The 14,566-nt window shown below is 64.7% G+C and carries 21 protein-coding genes; 11 read left to right on the top strand and 10 right to left on the bottom strand.

What is annotated here, in order from left to right:
* Nucleotides 1–36 precede the first annotated feature (36 nt).
* The 8 genes from J2850_RS26005 (at nucleotide 37) to J2850_RS25970 (ending at nucleotide 4,774) form a co-directional block, all read left to right on the top strand.
* The gene (locus tag J2850_RS26005; RefSeq protein WP_209985259.1) at nucleotides 37–393 is read left to right on the top strand and encodes a hypothetical protein; all 357 of its coding nucleotides are present in this window, start codon (nucleotides 37–39) and stop codon (nucleotides 391–393) included.
* A 643-nt stretch (nucleotides 394–1,036) separates the two neighbouring features.
* Nucleotides 1,037–1,615: a hypothetical protein gene (locus J2850_RS26000; RefSeq protein WP_209988582.1), complete on the top strand. Its 579-nt coding sequence runs from the start codon at nucleotides 1,037–1,039 to the stop codon at nucleotides 1,613–1,615.
* Nucleotides 1,615–2,295: a DUF4376 domain-containing protein gene (locus tag J2850_RS25995; RefSeq protein ID WP_209988581.1), complete on the top strand. Its 681-nt coding sequence runs from the start codon at nucleotides 1,615–1,617 to the stop codon at nucleotides 2,293–2,295. The genes J2850_RS26000 and J2850_RS25995 overlap by 1 nt, the downstream gene beginning before the upstream one ends.
* A 3-nt stretch (nucleotides 2,296–2,298) precedes the next feature.
* Entirely contained in the window at nucleotides 2,299–2,544 is a 246-nt protein-coding gene (locus J2850_RS25990; protein ID WP_209988578.1) for a hypothetical protein, read from the top strand.
* 72 nt (nucleotides 2,545–2,616) lie between these two features.
* On the top strand, nucleotides 2,617–3,201 hold the full coding sequence (locus tag J2850_RS25985; RefSeq protein ID WP_209988575.1) for a hypothetical protein: 585 nt from the start codon (nucleotides 2,617–2,619) through the stop codon (nucleotides 3,199–3,201).
* A 5-nt stretch (nucleotides 3,202–3,206) separates the two neighbouring features.
* The gene (locus J2850_RS25980) at nucleotides 3,207–3,380 is read left to right on the top strand and encodes a hypothetical protein (protein ID WP_209988571.1); all 174 of its coding nucleotides are present in this window, start codon (nucleotides 3,207–3,209) and stop codon (nucleotides 3,378–3,380) included.
* A 124-nt stretch (nucleotides 3,381–3,504) separates the two neighbouring features.
* Nucleotides 3,505–4,092 (top strand): glycoside hydrolase family 108 protein, encoded by a 588-nt coding sequence (locus J2850_RS25975; RefSeq protein WP_209988568.1) that lies wholly within the window; start codon nucleotides 3,505–3,507, stop codon nucleotides 4,090–4,092.
* A gap of 106 nt (nucleotides 4,093–4,198) precedes the next feature.
* A complete protein-coding gene (locus J2850_RS25970) occupies nucleotides 4,199–4,774 on the top strand; it encodes a hypothetical protein (protein ID WP_209988564.1) in 576 nt (191 codons plus the stop codon).
* A gap of 173 nt (nucleotides 4,775–4,947) precedes the next feature.
* Here J2850_RS25970 and J2850_RS25965 read toward each other — a convergent pair whose 3' ends face one another.
* Entirely contained in the window at nucleotides 4,948–5,187 is a 240-nt protein-coding gene (locus tag J2850_RS25965) for a hypothetical protein (RefSeq protein ID WP_209988562.1), read from the bottom strand.
* A 108-nt stretch (nucleotides 5,188–5,295) separates the two neighbouring features.
* Between J2850_RS25965 and J2850_RS25960 the strand changes: the two genes are divergently transcribed.
* A complete protein-coding gene (locus J2850_RS25960) occupies nucleotides 5,296–5,844 on the top strand; it encodes a hypothetical protein (RefSeq protein ID WP_209988558.1) in 549 nt (182 codons plus the stop codon).
* A gap of 4 nt (nucleotides 5,845–5,848) precedes the next feature.
* Here J2850_RS25960 and J2850_RS25955 read toward each other — a convergent pair whose 3' ends face one another.
* The 8 genes from J2850_RS25955 to J2850_RS25920 all read right to left on the bottom strand — a co-directional run bounded on the left by J2850_RS25955 (nucleotide 5,849) and on the right by J2850_RS25920 (nucleotide 11,084).
* Nucleotides 5,849–6,073 carry a hypothetical protein gene (locus tag J2850_RS25955; protein ID WP_209988555.1) on the bottom strand — a complete coding sequence of 75 codons (225 nt, stop codon included), beginning with the start codon at nucleotides 6,071–6,073 and terminating at the stop codon, nucleotides 5,849–5,851.
* Nucleotides 6,073–6,576 carry a hypothetical protein gene (locus J2850_RS25950; RefSeq protein ID WP_209988552.1) on the bottom strand — a complete coding sequence of 168 codons (504 nt, stop codon included), beginning with the start codon at nucleotides 6,574–6,576 and terminating at the stop codon, nucleotides 6,073–6,075. Before J2850_RS25950 ends, J2850_RS25955 begins: the two co-directional genes overlap by 1 nt.
* The gene (locus J2850_RS25945; protein WP_209988549.1) at nucleotides 6,573–6,887 is read right to left on the bottom strand and encodes a hypothetical protein; all 315 of its coding nucleotides are present in this window, start codon (nucleotides 6,885–6,887) and stop codon (nucleotides 6,573–6,575) included. The genes J2850_RS25950 and J2850_RS25945 overlap by 4 nt, the downstream gene beginning before the upstream one ends.
* Nucleotides 6,887–7,678: a hypothetical protein gene (locus J2850_RS25940; RefSeq protein WP_209988546.1), complete on the bottom strand. Its 792-nt coding sequence runs from the start codon at nucleotides 7,676–7,678 to the stop codon at nucleotides 6,887–6,889. The genes J2850_RS25945 and J2850_RS25940 overlap by 1 nt, the downstream gene beginning before the upstream one ends.
* 82 nt (nucleotides 7,679–7,760) lie before the next feature.
* Nucleotides 7,761–7,973: a hypothetical protein gene (locus J2850_RS25935; RefSeq protein WP_209988542.1), complete on the bottom strand. Its 213-nt coding sequence runs from the start codon at nucleotides 7,971–7,973 to the stop codon at nucleotides 7,761–7,763.
* A 1,092-nt stretch (nucleotides 7,974–9,065) separates the two neighbouring features.
* The gene (locus J2850_RS32265) at nucleotides 9,066–9,614 is read right to left on the bottom strand and encodes a hypothetical protein (protein WP_209988539.1); all 549 of its coding nucleotides are present in this window, start codon (nucleotides 9,612–9,614) and stop codon (nucleotides 9,066–9,068) included.
* Nucleotides 9,611–10,150 carry a hypothetical protein gene (locus tag J2850_RS25925; protein WP_209988537.1) on the bottom strand — a complete coding sequence of 180 codons (540 nt, stop codon included), beginning with the start codon at nucleotides 10,148–10,150 and terminating at the stop codon, nucleotides 9,611–9,613. The genes J2850_RS32265 and J2850_RS25925 overlap by 4 nt, the downstream gene beginning before the upstream one ends.
* A 103-nt stretch (nucleotides 10,151–10,253) precedes the next feature.
* Nucleotides 10,254–11,084, bottom strand: coding sequence for a transporter substrate-binding domain-containing protein (locus tag J2850_RS25920; RefSeq protein WP_209988532.1), 831 nt, complete (start codon nucleotides 11,082–11,084; stop codon nucleotides 10,254–10,256).
* A gap of 61 nt (nucleotides 11,085–11,145) precedes the next feature.
* Here J2850_RS25920 and J2850_RS25915 point away from each other — a divergent pair, with 61 nt between their 5' ends.
* Nucleotides 11,146–11,457, top strand: coding sequence for a helix-turn-helix domain-containing protein (locus tag J2850_RS25915; RefSeq protein WP_211114028.1), 312 nt, complete (start codon nucleotides 11,146–11,148; stop codon nucleotides 11,455–11,457).
* 379 nt (nucleotides 11,458–11,836) lie between these two features.
* On the opposite strand, the gene J2850_RS25910 is transcribed toward J2850_RS25915, so the two are convergent.
* Nucleotides 11,837–13,144 carry a tyrosine-type recombinase/integrase gene (locus J2850_RS25910; RefSeq protein WP_209988529.1) on the bottom strand — a complete coding sequence of 436 codons (1,308 nt, stop codon included), beginning with the start codon at nucleotides 13,142–13,144 and terminating at the stop codon, nucleotides 11,837–11,839.
* Between the two features lie 603 nt (nucleotides 13,145–13,747).
* Between J2850_RS25910 and J2850_RS25905 the strand changes: the two genes are divergently transcribed.
* Nucleotides 13,748–14,566: MCP four helix bundle domain-containing protein (locus J2850_RS25905; RefSeq protein ID WP_209988526.1), on the top strand; the 819-nt coding region annotated here is incomplete at its 3' end.

The following is a 14,566-nucleotide window of genomic DNA, read 5'->3' as shown; positions in this document are numbered from 1 at the left end:
CCGCGGAGCTTCACGATTACGCTACCCCCTGGAGTAATGGCAAACACCGCCGGCAATACTCCAACGGGCGTGACCACGCTCGGGACCATCGGCGCGGCCGGTGGTCAGGGCGGGTGGTGTCGGATCACTCCGCTCGCCACAAATACGGCCGCCGTCGTTTGCGTCCTCAAACGCAAGGCCGGCGAAGCCGCGAACATCTGGCACCTGATCGCTGCTCAGTATGTCGGTGCAACCACGATCAACGCCACCACCGCCCCGGTTCCCCAAAGCATCGCCAGCATCGCTGGAATGGACTTCGAGGCGGGTGACGTGCTCGGCATCGGCTCGTGGGCCACGCTGACCGCCTCTTGTGAGGTGGACCTCGGCTGGTACGACCTGACCAAGCCCGCGTGAGGTGAGCCATGAGTATTCGTGATCCTCTCGGAAGAGGACGGAATTCGCGCCGACGCTTTGTCGGCAGCACCTTCTTTTGCAGTCCCTCGCTTTCGGGCGTAATTAGTTGCATCGTGCCCGCTGGCGTTGATAGCTGCGATATCATTGCCGCCGGCCCTGGCGGAACGGGCGGCTTCGATTATGGAGCGCCCAATGCAACCTACGGCGGCGGCGGCGCACTGGCAATCAGACGCAATAAGGCAGTGCAGCCCGGCCAAGCTATCCCTGGAACCGTGGGGTCCGGTGCAACCGGCAGCGCCACCACAGTAGACGGCATGGTCGCTGGGGCTGGCGGGCGCACGGACTCGGCCAGTGTGCCTGCACCCGGAGGAACAGCATCAGGGGGTGACGTAAACCTAAGCGGAGGGCTTGGATCATACCCCAGTGGAATACTGCCAAGCCCTGCATGGCCGACATCTAAAGTATTCTCTGGAGATCATGGCGGGCCATACATCCACCCGAACTTCAAAGGGCTGGGTATAACCTTGGGGGGTACTGTCGGCAACACTCCCGGTGGAGGCGGCTCTGGCACCACAAGCAACAACAATATTGCTGGAGGCAATGGCGGCATCTTCTTTTTCTGGTACGTTACGGAGGTGGTGTGATGGGTTTCCTCGGACAAGGGCTTCAGCGCACACGGCGCAATGCGCCCGGCACGCTACAATTCGCCGGCATGGACTACATCACGGCGGCAGGCGCATTTAACTGGCCTGTCCCTCCCGGTATCGACACCATCGACATTATAGCGGTTTCCGCAGGGGTCACCGTAACAGCCGGTGCCGCAACGTCTGGCTCCTCTGGAGCGGTATCCGTGAGGGTGGGCAAAGCGGTTACCCCCGCAGAGGTGATCCAAGGCTCCATCGGGGCCACGGTAACTGTGGACGGGATGACGCTTACGGACGCCAATGCAACATGGTGGGCGGCGGCATCCGCAGGCGTGGGAGGGGACTTGAACTTCCCCGGAATTCTGGCGGCGACCGGCGGCCCCTCCGACATCTATTCCCTAACCGGCAATGTCGTGGGTCCAAGTATTGACGGGAGTCCACGTCTGACCGGTAGCTTCAACTCCCGCACAAACTATCCGGGGACCTTTCCCGGCGGCGGAGCCTACCGGGAGGGCACCGGGCAACAGCTCGGAGGCGCTGCTGCTGTCTTTTTCATAATGTTCCGGAGTATCGGCTAATGGCTTACTGCAAGATCAACCTCGAAACCCTCGTCGTTATCGGCGGTCCGGAAGATCTGCCGGCGGCGCTCGTGGGCCTGCTTCCGGAGTCCTTGGTCGATCTCGGCTGGACCGACCCCACGCTAGAGCTTATCGGCTACGGATACTGGCCGGTGACGGAAGAGGCGGTCGCGCTCCCGTCGGCGCTCACCCATCAGATCGTCGCCGATCCTGATCGGGCGCCGCTGGTGGACACAGAGGCCAAGCTCGTCACTCTGCCGCGCAAGGTGGTGCCCCTGCCGGACGAGGTGCTGGCCGCCAATCTGGACGCACGCCGGGCGGCCAAAGTGGACGCGATCAACGCCGAGCGAGACCGGCGCTTGGCGCTTGGTGTCGAGCACGGTGGCAAGACCTTTGGGACCGACGTCCAGACCCGCACGGACCTTGGGGGTATGGCCACCACCGCGGCCCTTGTGCTGGCCGGCGCGCTGACGTGGCCCGACAGCTACGCCCAAGGCTGGATCGCCAGCGACAACAGCCGCTTGCCACTGCCGACGCCGCAGGACGGTGTTGCTCTGGCTGCTGCGGTGGCAGGGACGTACAGCGCGATTGTGCAGCATGCGCGAGACGTGAAAGATGCCGCCCTGGCGTCTGACGATCCAGAGAGTATCGACCATCTGTCCGGCTGGCCGGAGGGCTGACCCATGAAGCGCTACCTGCTGAACCTGTTGGTGGCGCTTGATCAACTGGGTAGCGCCATCGCCTTCGGTGATCCGGACGAAACCATATCGTCCCGGCTCGGCAAAGCCCGCCGCGGCGACTATGGCCCCCGCTGGCAGGCCGTGACAGCGCCCTTGCGCTGGGCCGTCGACGCTTTCTTCCGCGTGGTGTGCCGGCAGCCCGATCACTGCGCGACCCACATCGAAGAGGACGAAGGCGTTCGGCGCTGACGTCGCGACAACACTCCAAGCTTGATCGATCCGGCGCCCGCGAGGCGCCTTTCTCATATCTGGAGTTCCACCATGTTCGACCACATCCTGCCGGCGCTCGCCGGCTGGCTGGCCGCGCACGCCCTCGACCAGGCGGTCATCATCATCTTGGCAGCGCTCTGTCACCGCGAGCGCGGCGCCACCCATAGCTGGCTCGGCACCCAGGGCGCCCGCGCTCTCTTCTGGGCCACCCCCATGACCCTCTGCGTCTGGTACCTGCGCCAGGACGTGCCGTGGGAGGCCCTGGCGCGCGTGTGGCTGGCGTGGTTGCTGGGGATGGTCCTACTGCCCCACGGCGCGGGCCAGGGCCTCGCCGGCATCCCCTGGAAAGCACCGGAGAGCGCGACCGGCATGGACAGGATCGCCCGGCCCGAGCGGCTCGGGTACCTGTGGCTGGCCGGGCTCGGCCGCCTGCTGGCGGTAGCCTGGGCGTTGGAGCCGTGGGTGCCGCTCTCCGCCGGCTGGTCGGTGCTGGGCGGGTTGGCGATGCCGGCCGGCTACCTGCTCGGGCTGCTGCCCCCGGCACTGCCTTGGCGGCTGCGCACCGAACAGGAGTGGGGCGAGGTGCTGGCCGGCGGCGGGATCGGCGTTGTCGTCGTGCTCGGTCTGGCGGCCTGACCGCCATGACCGAAGCCCCATCCCCCGCCGAGCAAGAGGTGCAGCAGGCCCTGGATGCCTGCGGCGGCGATCGAGACGCCGCCATGCTCTTGCTCGGCCAGCTCCTGACCAACGCTCGCCGCGCCATGTGCGGCGGCTTCCTCCGTCTCGGCCAGCCCGATCTGAAGCCCGACCGCTGAAAAGAAAAAGGGCGCCAGCAGGCGCCCCGAGTCGAGGGAGGAATGTCCGAGGAATCCGTCAGACAGCCTCAGCATCCACCGCCCGCCTTTCCATTTCCTCTTCATCCCGATGGGAGAAACCCCCATGTCCACCACGCCCACCGGCGCGGCGATCCCGCGCGACCCCACCGAAGCCGTCATCGACAACATCCTCCGCCGGGAGGGCTGGCCGCGCTACACCGACAGGTCCAGCGACCGCGGCGGCCCGACGAAGGGCGGCATCACCCTTGAGACGCTGACGAGCTGGCGGAAGCGCCCGGTCACGGCGACCGACGTTGCCGCGCTGGACGAGGCCGAGGTGCGGGCCATCTACCGCGCCAACTACATCGAGAAGCCGGGCTTCGCCGGCATCGCCGACGACAAGCTGCGCGCCCTGGTGATCGACTCGGGCGTCAACCATGGCCCGGCCCGGGCGAGCACCTGGCTGCAGGATGCCGTCAACGACCTCGCCGGCCGGTCGATCCTGCAGATCGACGGCGCCGTCGGGCCGAAGACGCTCGCCGCGGTCAATGCCGGCGACGCGGCTGCGCTGTGGCGCTCCGTCTTCGCGAGCCGCATGCGGTTCTACGGGCAGATCATCACCGGCGACGCCCGCAAGCGCGGCCGGGTCGAGGATGACGCCCTCAATGCCGCCGGCTGGCTCAACCGGTTGGCTGAGTTCATGGAGGCATGAGTCCTCGGATGGGAGGGTTTTTGCGAGACCTTACCCAATCCAAATGAACTTGAGGACGCAGCCACCCGACTGCGATACACTCCATTTGCGAAGCGAGGGTTAAGCCATGTCTGAACAAGACGCAAATGAACCGGATTGGGCAGGCGTTCCCGAAGTAATTGCGAAAGAAATTTCTCGGCAAGGAGAGGTTAGAACCGCAGCTCTTATGACGATCTCGTTGGCAGCCGTTCAGCGGGCAATGACGTTCGCCAGCATCACGGCGACCGCCACTACTGCCACCGTTGGTGCCGGAATTGCCTCCGCGTCTGGATCCCCACTGTTCGCTGGCTTAACCGTACCTGCCTTCACCGCAGCGCTCTTTTTCTGGCTCAGTTGCATCTTGAGCGTGACGCAGGCTCGACCTATTCCTCTTCACGCTCCTGGCAAACATCCCCGATTGCTTTATAGCGATGCCGAATACATGGCTGGTCCGGCGCCTCGCTCATTCGGTTGGGATGCAGAGGCCTATCAGCACTCCATTGACTTCAATGAGGAGTGCCTCGCCCGAAATGGCCGTCACATGATGACGGCCATCCGACTAGCCGTGCTAGCTCCAGCCGCCGCCCTTATTTCTTGGGTGGCTGAGGTGGCGGGGGCGGGGGCATGGGTGGCCGGGGTGGGCCAGCACCTGGGTTTCCTCTAGTTATTGGCGGTGGTGGGGGAGGCTTAGAAAAGCGCATGGTTACTCCATCAGGCTAATGACGCACCTGATGGTAGTGAAGGGATGCTGAGGTGTCGACCCCAGCTTCTCCTGCATCAAGGCCGCCCCTCACCGGGCGGCCTTCCTTTTGCCGACTCCGAGACCGGCTGACTAGCTCAGTCGGACAACAGCGCATCCCGTGCGTCCCGCCCATCGTCGGTGAGCCGCCTAACACCCGGACAATGCCCTGGCATCATAAGCCCCAGGTCCTGACACTCGCCGATCAGCCATCCCGGAATATCGGCAGCGTCGGGGTAGACGTCACCCTCTGCATCCGCCGTCAGAAGACAGAGGATCTGATCCTGCGACAAGGTCTCCTGCACATGGACGCGGGCGCTGAACTGCGGCTTGGGCATGCTGGCCTCCCTACGACACGCCAGCATGCTCTCGCTCCATCCACCTGACAATCCACCCGCCCGCGCCATCCCGGCCGCGGGCTTTTTCATGCCCGAAAGGAGGCCCCCATGCTCCCACTGCTCATCGCTGCCGCCGCCCCGCTCGCTGAGTTAGCCGGCGAGGAAATCGCCAAGCTGATCGCCGGCGACGACCCGGCCACCACCGCGAAGGGCGCAGCCGTCGCCCAGGCGCTGGTCACCGCAGCCGGCACCGTTGCCGGGGTGTCCATCACCCGCCCGGAGGACATCGCGCCGCTCGCCGCCTCCATCGCTGCCGATCCCGCCACGCTGGCCGAGTTCCGCAAGGCCGTCGGCGACCAGATGCTCGCCCTCCTGACCCTCGACAACGGCGACCGCGCGTCGGCCAGGTCGCAGACGGTAGAGCTGGCCAAGGCCGGCAGCCGGATCGGCTGGGGAGCGCCGCTGGTTTCCCTGGTGGTGCTGATCACCTTCGGCGTCGTGCTGTACCGGGTGCTGTCGGTGCCGGCCGGGCAGGCGGACCCGAACGCCTCGCTGATGCTGGGGGCGCTGACCACGATGGCCACCGCCGTGGTGTCCTATTGGGTCGGGTCAAGCGCCGGCAGTGCGGCCAAGGACAAGCTGCTGCGGGGGAAGTGACCGCCTAGGCCCGCGCCAAGCGCTCGCGCTCCGCCAGCAGTAACCGCTCGATCACCTCGCGGTCCGACCGCTCCGCCGTCGCTTGCCGGATCGCCGCCAGAGCCGCCACCGCCTCGCCCGATAGGTCGATTACCTTGCGCGTCCCGCCGGCCTCGCGCAGGCGCGCCAGAGCCTCCCGATTGCGGTCGGCGGCCGTCGTCCCTTCCGGGTGCTTGCGAGGGCGCGCCATTACCCGGCTACCCGCTCGATCCACGCCCAGGCGACGCACCGCTCGAAATCCCCCAGCCACCCAACAGCATCCGGGAAGATTGGTTCGGTCGGATGCTCCACCACAGCCACCCACGGTGTGCGGGGCATCACCGGCGGCGCCACACCTGGCGCGGCCTGCAGCAGGGTGTCCCACAGCTTATCGGCGCCGCGCGACCGGCGGGCCACGGCGAAGGTCACGAGCGGGATCGGCTCCGGTGCTGCCGGCGGTACCGTCAGGATATCCGGCCCGTACACGGTCACGATCAAACCACCGGCCAGAGTGAAGACGTGGCTGGTGAAATCCTGCAACTCGGGCACCGGGAGCGGCACCGGTGGCGCTTTGAGCGGGTCATCAGGCAGCAGCGCCCGATCCAGCCATGCGGCGAGCAACGACACCACCTCTTCGCTAACCTCCGATCGCGGCGAGCGGCGGCTGTGACCGGTGGTCAGTGTGACGTGGTCGAGATAGGTGGCGGCAGTCATCGGCGCTCCATCAGCCGGGAAATGGGCGGCAACAGGGCGCGCACAGCATCGAGGTGGCGGCACGGGATGTGCCAATGGGTAGCGGTATGGCTCCAGATGCAGCGGCGCGGGTCATAGGGCAGCTTGTAAGGCGTAGCGCCGTCCAGCGGCGCCAGGAGCCTGTCCACAGCGGCATTGGGCGGTTGCACCACGATGACGATCCGCCGACCACCGTCGAAGCACCAGGGATAGGTCGCGGTGGGCAGCGGCTCGAAGGCGAGGGCGTCACGCCCCCGCGCATCGTCGTGGCGCGGATCGAGCCCGCGCCCCATTACAGACCCCGAGCCCGCAGATCGCGGATACTGGCGGCGATGTCGGGGGCATGTTGATCCAGCAGGGCTAGGGAAGCAGGGCCGGTCCAGCCGTCGTATGGGTCATAGCCCTCCCCGCCTTCGAGCTGCCCGCGGACATAAGTGGCGCGCATGCGGTCGCGCTCGGCGGCCAGGTCGGCCGGGATGGTTTTCACCACCGCCGCATATTCGGCGATCAGATCCAGCCCGGCGGCGTCTGCGGCGGCCTTGGCCTCGGTCACCCCAGCGTTGCGGGCACGCAGTGCGTCGGCCTGCGCCGGGGTCAGCTCGATCAGCTCACCCCCCTGCGTGGTCTGCCCGAAGGCCACGCCGCCGACGATGTCGCTGCGGCACAGGCCGGACAGGGTGTCGGTGGTGAAGAAGTAGTAGATGCCGGCACGGCGATCCTCGGCCGGATAGGCGATTCCGATGGTAGCCGGCTGGCTATCCGCGACATTGACAGCAAGACGGGCGCCGGGTTGAGCCCAGGCGGAGGTTAATTGGGCGGAGCGGGTGGCGTCCTGGGCGGTCGCGATGTCAGCGGCAAGACGGTCGGCGGTGGCGGTGTCGAGGAGGAGGATGGCGCGGTCTGTCCCGGAGCGGATGAGGTGGGAGGCGCCATTGGCGCGCAGCTCAGCGCTGAAGTGCCCAGCGTCCTCAATCTCGCAGAAGGTCACGCGCCGGTCTGCGATGACGGCGATGAATCGGTCGCCGAGGGTTTCGACGGAAAATGGGGTGCCCTTGACGGTGGCGTAGGTGCCGATCTGCGTCATGATGGTTTCCTGCCCGCTGAAGCCCGAGGCGCGGCGTCAGCGCCTGCTGACCCGAGTTTTGTACCAATACACAAAACGCAGATCAAGCCTTTTTGTTTAGCCAGGGCCATGGCCCCTCATACATAACGCCTTCAATCGACAGGGCGCCACCGATCTCGATCGCCTCCAGGCGCAAGCCGGCGGCCATCTCCCGCTCGCTGGCCAGGGCGATCGCGCGCTCCGGTCCCGGCGCACGCACCTTCAGGACGACTGAGGGCACCTCGGCAGCGCCCGCATAACCCTTGACCCCGTACATCCGCATCACGGTACCGCCCTATGGCTCTGCATCCGGGCATCGTAGCCGACCAAGATGTGGCGTCCACAGGCCCCGCAGCGTGAGCAGCGCCAGGGTAGCGCGGCCGGGTGCTGACCCCAGGTGCGCGGACGCAGGATCAGTGTTGCCGGGTCGACCTCGGCATACCGCCAGCAGATTTTACACAGCAGGGCGATGGCCACATCGTGCCGGCAGAAATCTCCGACGCAGTCGAATCGCTTTGTGCCCACGCCTGTTCTCGTTTCGTTCTCATACAGGGAAGCGGAAACGGGTGGCGGGGTCAATCCGCCATTTGTGGCGGAAGGCGTTAGCAACGCACCCAGCCCGCTCGCGGAGAAGAGTCGCGGATCGCTGCTCCACGGGTGGCTGATGAGCGTCGCGAGACTGCATACTCCTGAATGGCGATCCGGCCGCGCTCACACCTTTGAGAGGATATCAAAATGCGTGTTGCACAAATTACGTCCGCTGAAGTGCCGCAGAGCACGAAATGCGACGGGATATCATCGATGCGCGCAAGCTTAACCGCCGTCGCCGCCAAGCACCAACTGCGGCCGGTGATATCTGACGACTGGTACGCGCTGAAAAATCTGAACGCCAGGCACAGAGACGCTTGGTTTGAGTTACTTCCCAAGCCGGCAGAAGCGCCGTGCTTTTGGGTCGGACTCGTCACCGCTGCCGGGCAGGTGGTGGCCGTCCAGGCTTCCATCCTGCTGGACTGCCGAACTCGGACCTACGCCGCACGCCTGACCGATCTGACGGCCTTCTACGACGCCGGCACCGCACCGGCCGATGCCTATTGCTTCGCCGCTTCTCCGGAGGCTCGCGAAACCTGCGGCGCGGTGGCGATGATGTCCAGCGGGTGGGTGCATCCCGACTGGCGCGGCGGCAACCGCGACCTATTCCACCTGTCGGGCCGCTTCAACCGCTTGGAGGCGATTGATCGCTGGCAGCCCGATCATCTAGCGGCCCTGGTCGAAACCAATGTCTCGCGCATCTGGACGGAGCGGGCAGTCGGGGAGCGCCACCTCGATCGCCACCCGACCATCATGTTCCACCAGCCCGGCGCCGGCCGACTCACGCTGCATCTGATGCGGTTTCAACCGGCCGCAGTGATCGCGGACCTGCAACGTCGTGCATCTTCACAGCCGACAGGATCGCTCGATGCTGACCCTGTCGCCAGCCGACCAGCGCATGGCTGAACGAGAATGGGCGGCCGATCCCGGTCACCGACACCTCGTTGACCACTGCTTCCCCGCTCTCAATGGCTTCAGCGTATTCCCGTGCGATGGCGGCGCTGAAGTCGCAATGGGGATCCTCCACCTCCGGCTTGCCCAGCACCATCCGGCCCCAGGCTTCGCCCAGCGTGTCCAGCGCTGGGCGACCGATGAACCGGAAAAGCAGCGGACCGCCGTTCTGTTCGGACGAGAGAAAGCTACAGCGAGGCAGCAGCCCGGAGTCCTTGAGATAGCGGACAAGGTCCGGGCTGCCGTGTGGGTAGCGCCGGGCCTCACCAACTATGGCCTGCTGCCAGTCCAGCGCCTGTCGCACTGTGCGGCGCTGGACGACCACCTCGCAAGCCGGCGGCTGGATCACCGCCGGCCGGAACTGGAGGATCTTGGTCACGCGGCCCTCCCGACAAACGGCTGCAGCATCGAGGCGTAGACGATGCGGGCTTGGTCGGTGGTGATCCCGGCGGCGGCGGCGGAAGCTTCAAGGAGCTTGTCCCCCGGCACCGCTGGCACGGCGAGCATGGCAGGCGCTTCGGCACCGAACGCCGTGACCATGTCCTGCAGGTCGGCCTGTCGAGAGCCGACCTGCTCCCCATATCTGCGCAAGAAGTCGCGCGCCTCCTCCAGGATCGTCAAGCGCGTGAGATGGATGCCATCCGGAGCGTCACCCTCGAACTCGCGGAACAGCTTGACCTCCAGTTCTATCAACGCCGCGGCCTCTGCGGCGTCCGTGATCGGGAGAGCTGCGGTCAAAGCGGCGTCCAGGTCGGCGTGCAACTGGTCGATCTTCGCCGTACTAACGGAGTCGTAGGGCCGGCCCACATAGGCGGCGTGCAGCTCATCGCTCTGCTGCACATACACAGCAATGGCGGCCCTGATGTCAGGCTTGCGCTCGGTATCGCGTGGCGTATGGTCGGACACGATCAACATGGCTTCTCCAAAGGCGTGTGGATCAAATGCACCAGAGCGGTGGGCCGCTCTGGTGCCGGGCGCCCAGCCTTTGGCGAGGCTGGGCGCCCTCCCCGTCCGGTGGCTACCGGGCGGAAACGTCAAACCCAAACCAGCGGCGGGATAGATCGGCGGTCACCCCATCCTCCGCTGCCGCGTCGATAGCGTGTGAAAAGCGCGCCGAAAGCTCTTCGCCCTTCCTGGTGGCGACACCTATGCCGGATCCCAGCACGCCGCCCGTAAGCGTCGGCCCAGCGGCTGTGATATCAGCGCCTGCTTTCACCATCGCCTCAACGACCGTGCGGGCGCCGAGCAGCGCATCGACCCGGCCGGCAGCAAGGTCCAGGGCGGCGTGGTCCAACGTGTCGTAGGTCCGCACCTCGACGCCAGGCCAAGTCTCAGACATGAGGCGAGCGTGGATGGTCGATGTCTGGACCGCCACCGTCTTGCCTTCCAACGCCTTTCTGATGCTGCCGAGCGCATCGGTTGCAGCCCGTGACGGCGCCGACAGGTCGATCCCACCCAGAGACGGCAATAACGATGGCAGGGGCGTGCCGGCCCTCACCGCAAATGTCGCGGGATCGGCAGCGTAGGGCGCCGAGAAGTCGACTGCCTGCGCCCGGTCGGCCGTCACCGTCACACCGGCCATCACCGCGTCATAGCGCCCCTGCTGCAGGCCCGGCAGGATCCCGTCCCAATCGACTGCGACGAACTCGCAGGACGCTTCCATGCGCCGGCACAGCTCGCGCCCAAGGTCAATCTCGAAGCCCACAAGCGCGCCATCGGAGGCGATACTGTTCCACGGGGCGAAGGCCCCCTCAGTAGCGATGACGAGCTTGGCGGGCTGGGCAGGGCTGGCGACTGCCGACAGGATCGCGCTGGCAACGCTGGCGGCAAGGACGAGGCGTCTCAACATCGGCTTCCCCACGTTCGCTAATCAGTGGATGTATTAGCTGTTTAGCTAATACGAAGTGTGCTTGACGGTCAACCCCTACGGTGGGAGTTTTAGCCAAACAGCTAAGTTAGAGGGTGCGGTGATTATCGAGCTTCAGGGGGAACAGCTTCGCGCGGCACGAGCGCTGCTGCGCTGGTCGCAGCGGCGGCTGTCCGACGAAACATCACAGCTCCACCCGGTGTCAGCCGACACGATCAAACGTTGGGAGGGCATAGACGGCGCCATCAACGCAACCAGCGCTGGAATTGCCGCCGTGATCCGCACTCTGCAGGCGCAGGGGGTCGAGTTGCTGAATGACGGTGCGCCTGGGGCGCGGATTCGTCGCGACAAGTAGGGAAAACCTGACAAAAACCGGACACACGTAGGCACTCCAATTGCTACACATCGGCGTCGGCCGACAGTGGGCGGCGTCCAGCCCTCGCGTACGAGGGGGATGGATAATGGTTGGTGCGCCGGGTCCAGACCGGTGTGCTCGCGAGCCGGGGGAACTCCCACTCCCCCGGCCCCACTCTTACGAGAGAGGCCGAACTCGCGAACACACCATAGCGCGATCAAAAACGTCCTCAAAGAGGGTATTTTATTTTCTGCCAGTAACAGTTGCATATTCGCTTATGCAAAATGCAAAGCGATCCGCGAAATCCGCTTAAATATCCATCGCTTTGTGACAATCCGTGCGACCGCTTGACGCACTCCAGAAGGAATTGCTTGGAGGTTCAAGCTTTCTGCAGTTGCACCACATTATCCGGCGTCGGCGACACCATGGATCTGACCTTCGCCCCCCACCGATCCAGCGCATCACGCTTCTCTGCCTCATAGGCATAGCGGTCATACAGCTTCGTCACGCCGCCCTCGGCGTGGTTCTCGATCTTCGAGATGACCAGGCGCGGCACGCCCAGCCGGGCCATTCCGGTGGCGGCGGTCCGTCGCAGATCATGGATCGTCCATGTGTCCATCGGTTGCACCTCGTCCGGATCGTCGCCGCGCTTCTTCGCCGCGGTCTGCAGTTCCTTCAGAACCTGTGCGTCCAGGCGGGCTTTTGCGCTGGTGAATCCGTTGATGGGCTTGCCCTCCACCTTGGGCTTTGCCTTCGGCTCGCTCTCCTTTGCCTTCGCCTCGCGACCGGGGAACACATAATCGCCGATGCGCGGTAGCGCGATCAGCACCTCCAGCGCCAAGCTTGACAGCGGCACCTCATGGGCGCGATCACCCTTGGTCACCTCGCGCGGGATCGTCCATAGGCCTTTATCCAAGTCCAGATCCTGCCACCGCATCGCGGCAGTTTCGCTGCGGCGCTGGGCGGTCAACATGCAGATCCGAACGAACCCACCGAAGGCGCCTTTCACCGCGCCGGATGCCCGCCAGATGATCCGCAGCTCTTCGTCGGTCAGCACGCGCTGGCGCTCTGTCTCGTTCCCCGGCGGCTTCACCCGGTCACAGGGCGAGGCCTGGATGATGTCGCGCTCGATCGCCCAGTTGAACAGCTTGCGGGCGGCTGCGAGCGTGCGGTTCGCCATCACTGGCCGGCCACTGTCTACGATGGCATCCAACAGCTCGATTACGTCACGACGGGTGATTGACTGCACCGGTCGCTTCCCCCACGGCTTGATGAGTTCCACCATGATAGTTCGCTCAACCGCCTTCGCCGTGGTCGGACGGTTCTTGACCTTGACGTGCCGGCTGATGAACGACTCGGCCACTTGCTGGAAGGTGTCCGCCTCTTGCGCTGGCTCCGCCTGCTTTTCGGCCGCCGGATCAGTGCCGGCAGCGATCAGCTTGAAAACCTCGCGGGCCGCCTTGTGGGCGTCCGAAAGCTGCAGTGCTGGGTAGAGCCCCAGCTTCAACCGCCGCTGAGCGCCCTGAAAGCGGTAGCGCACGAACCATGTCTTGACGCCCGGCCCTTGCGCGCTGTCAGGCGCGATGCGGAGCCCGAGCCCAGGCATGTTCAAATCCCACAGCTCCAGGCGCTCGCCTTCTGCTCGTGCCGTCTTGATGCGTCTGTCGGTTAGTTTCTCGCTAGGCATGGGAGTCCTCGTTCAATTGTGCCCCAGACCAGGGGTGGCTACGTGGGGCACACAGGGGGCACAGAGAGCAGTGTGCTTCCGGTATATGTTGGGTTATGGCAGGTATTATCAAAAACCAGATACCCCATACCTATCAAGGCTTTAATGTGATGTCTGGTTATGGTAAGTATCACCAGCGTATATGACTTTTAATCATGTGGCCGTGGGTTCGAATCCCACCCGGATCACCATTTCCCTTTAAGTCCCGAAATGAATGAACTGGTTCAGTTCTCGCAATTTCCGGCATGTCGGGAATTTGCGGACCAGTCATGCTGCCGACGAAAGCCGCGCCCCCCGCCAATTGCAGAATGCATCGCATGATCGGAACTGCGCTGCACCGCGGCTGTCCATGCTGCTGCACTTCTTCCTAAATCATTGAAAAACAAAAGGAACAAGTTTCTTGCGCCACCTCGTTGCGCGCGCTTCCTTTGGTACGCTTGTTGCTTAAATTTGACAAAGCGGCCGGCCATGGCCACTGCCCTTTCGAATAAGGGTAATCCCCTACTTCACCCCACCTTCGCACTATGAAAATTCGTATCCGAACGGATACACGAGGGTGTGGTGATGGCTTCTTTGATGAACGCGTCTGTACGGCTGAAAGTGATTGCGGCTTTCGCAATCCTCCTGATTTGCACTGTTCTTTTGGGTGCTTTTTCAATCAGCCGTCTTTCTTCCATGAACGAGGAAACGATGGAGTTGCGGAACAACCGTCTACCCTCCGTGGTGGCGGTGTCCGACCTCTTCACGGCCTTTTCCTCCTATCGCAACATCGAGGGGGCCTTGATCGCCGTCCAGGATGACGCGCGCATCCGCAAGGAAGAGGAAAGCCTCGACACCACCATCGCTGACCTGGACAAGCGCCGTGCGGCCTATGAGAGGCTGCTGGATACCGGGTGGGAAGCCGACACCTATCGGAAATTCCGTGAGACGTTCGATCGTTACATGGTCATCAGCCGTGAGAAGCTGCGCCCGCTTGCCCGGCGGAACGAGACGGTGGCGCTGTCCGATCTGTTCGTCGGTGAGTCCCGCAGCGAATTCCAGGCTGCCAAGGCGCTGCTGGAAGAACTGGTGCGTTACAACCGCGACGAAGGTGTGAAGGCCGCCGACCGCGGCGGCGAGATCTACGCCGCCTCCTGGAACTGGATCGCCGCCGCCATCCTGGTTGCCACGGCCATCGGCTCCGCTGCGGCCCTGCTGATCCTGCGGGCGGTGGTCCGCCCCGTCCATACCCTCACCGGCATCATGGGGCGCCTTGCCGCCCGCGAGCTTTCGGTCGCGGTCGAGGGCGCCGAGCGCAAGGACGAACTGGGCGCCATGGCGCGGGCGGTGCAGGTGTTCAAGGACGGGCTGATCGAAGCCGACCGCCTGGCGATGGCCGAAGCG

The sequence above is a fragment of the Azospirillum picis genome, from assembly GCF_017876115.1.
Lineage (GTDB): Bacteria > Pseudomonadota > Alphaproteobacteria > Azospirillales > Azospirillaceae > Azospirillum > Azospirillum picis.
The sequence above is the reverse complement of the archived record's forward strand: the minus strand, read 5'-3'. Positions and strand labels throughout refer to the sequence as shown.

Excerpts from the sequence above, each read along its gene's own strand:
- J2850_RS25925 (WP_209988537.1), bottom strand. The coding sequence starts at position 10,150 with ATGTTGATCGTGTCCGACCATACGCCACGCGATACCGAGCGCAAGCCT.
- J2850_RS25940 (WP_209988546.1), bottom strand. The coding sequence starts at position 7,678 with ATGACGCAGATCGGCACCTACGCCACCGTCAAGGGCACCCCATTTTCC.
- J2850_RS26000 (WP_209988582.1), top strand. The coding sequence starts at position 1,037 with ATGGGTTTCCTCGGACAAGGGCTTCAGCGCACACGGCGCAATGCGCCC.
- J2850_RS25965 (WP_209988562.1), bottom strand. The coding sequence starts at position 5,187 with ATGCCCAAGCCGCAGTTCAGCGCCCGCGTCCATGTGCAGGAGACCTTG.
- J2850_RS25960 (WP_209988558.1), top strand. The coding sequence starts at position 5,296 with ATGCTCCCACTGCTCATCGCTGCCGCCGCCCCGCTCGCTGAGTTAGCC.
- J2850_RS25995 (WP_209988581.1), top strand. The coding sequence starts at position 1,615 with ATGGCTTACTGCAAGATCAACCTCGAAACCCTCGTCGTTATCGGCGGT.
- J2850_RS25935 (WP_209988542.1), bottom strand. The coding sequence starts at position 7,973 with ATGTACGGGGTCAAGGGTTATGCGGGCGCTGCCGAGGTGCCCTCAGTC.
- J2850_RS25980 (WP_209988571.1), top strand. The coding sequence starts at position 3,207 with ATGACCGAAGCCCCATCCCCCGCCGAGCAAGAGGTGCAGCAGGCCCTG.
- J2850_RS25945 (WP_209988549.1), bottom strand. The coding sequence starts at position 6,887 with ATGGGGCGCGGGCTCGATCCGCGCCACGACGATGCGCGGGGGCGTGAC.
- J2850_RS25955 (WP_209988555.1), bottom strand. The coding sequence starts at position 6,073 with ATGGCGCGCCCTCGCAAGCACCCGGAAGGGACGACGGCCGCCGACCGC.
- J2850_RS25950 (WP_209988552.1), bottom strand. The coding sequence starts at position 6,576 with ATGACTGCCGCCACCTATCTCGACCACGTCACACTGACCACCGGTCAC.
- J2850_RS25920 (WP_209988532.1), bottom strand. The coding sequence starts at position 11,084 with ATGTTGAGACGCCTCGTCCTTGCCGCCAGCGTTGCCAGCGCGATCCTG.
- J2850_RS25910 (WP_209988529.1), bottom strand. The coding sequence starts at position 13,144 with ATGCCTAGCGAGAAACTAACCGACAGACGCATCAAGACGGCACGAGCA.
- J2850_RS25990 (WP_209988578.1), top strand. The coding sequence starts at position 2,299 with ATGAAGCGCTACCTGCTGAACCTGTTGGTGGCGCTTGATCAACTGGGT.
- J2850_RS25975 (WP_209988568.1), top strand. The coding sequence starts at position 3,505 with ATGTCCACCACGCCCACCGGCGCGGCGATCCCGCGCGACCCCACCGAA.
- J2850_RS26005 (WP_209985259.1), top strand. The coding sequence starts at position 37 with ATGGCAAACACCGCCGGCAATACTCCAACGGGCGTGACCACGCTCGGG.
- J2850_RS25970 (WP_209988564.1), top strand. The coding sequence starts at position 4,199 with ATGTCTGAACAAGACGCAAATGAACCGGATTGGGCAGGCGTTCCCGAA.
- J2850_RS25985 (WP_209988575.1), top strand. The coding sequence starts at position 2,617 with ATGTTCGACCACATCCTGCCGGCGCTCGCCGGCTGGCTGGCCGCGCAC.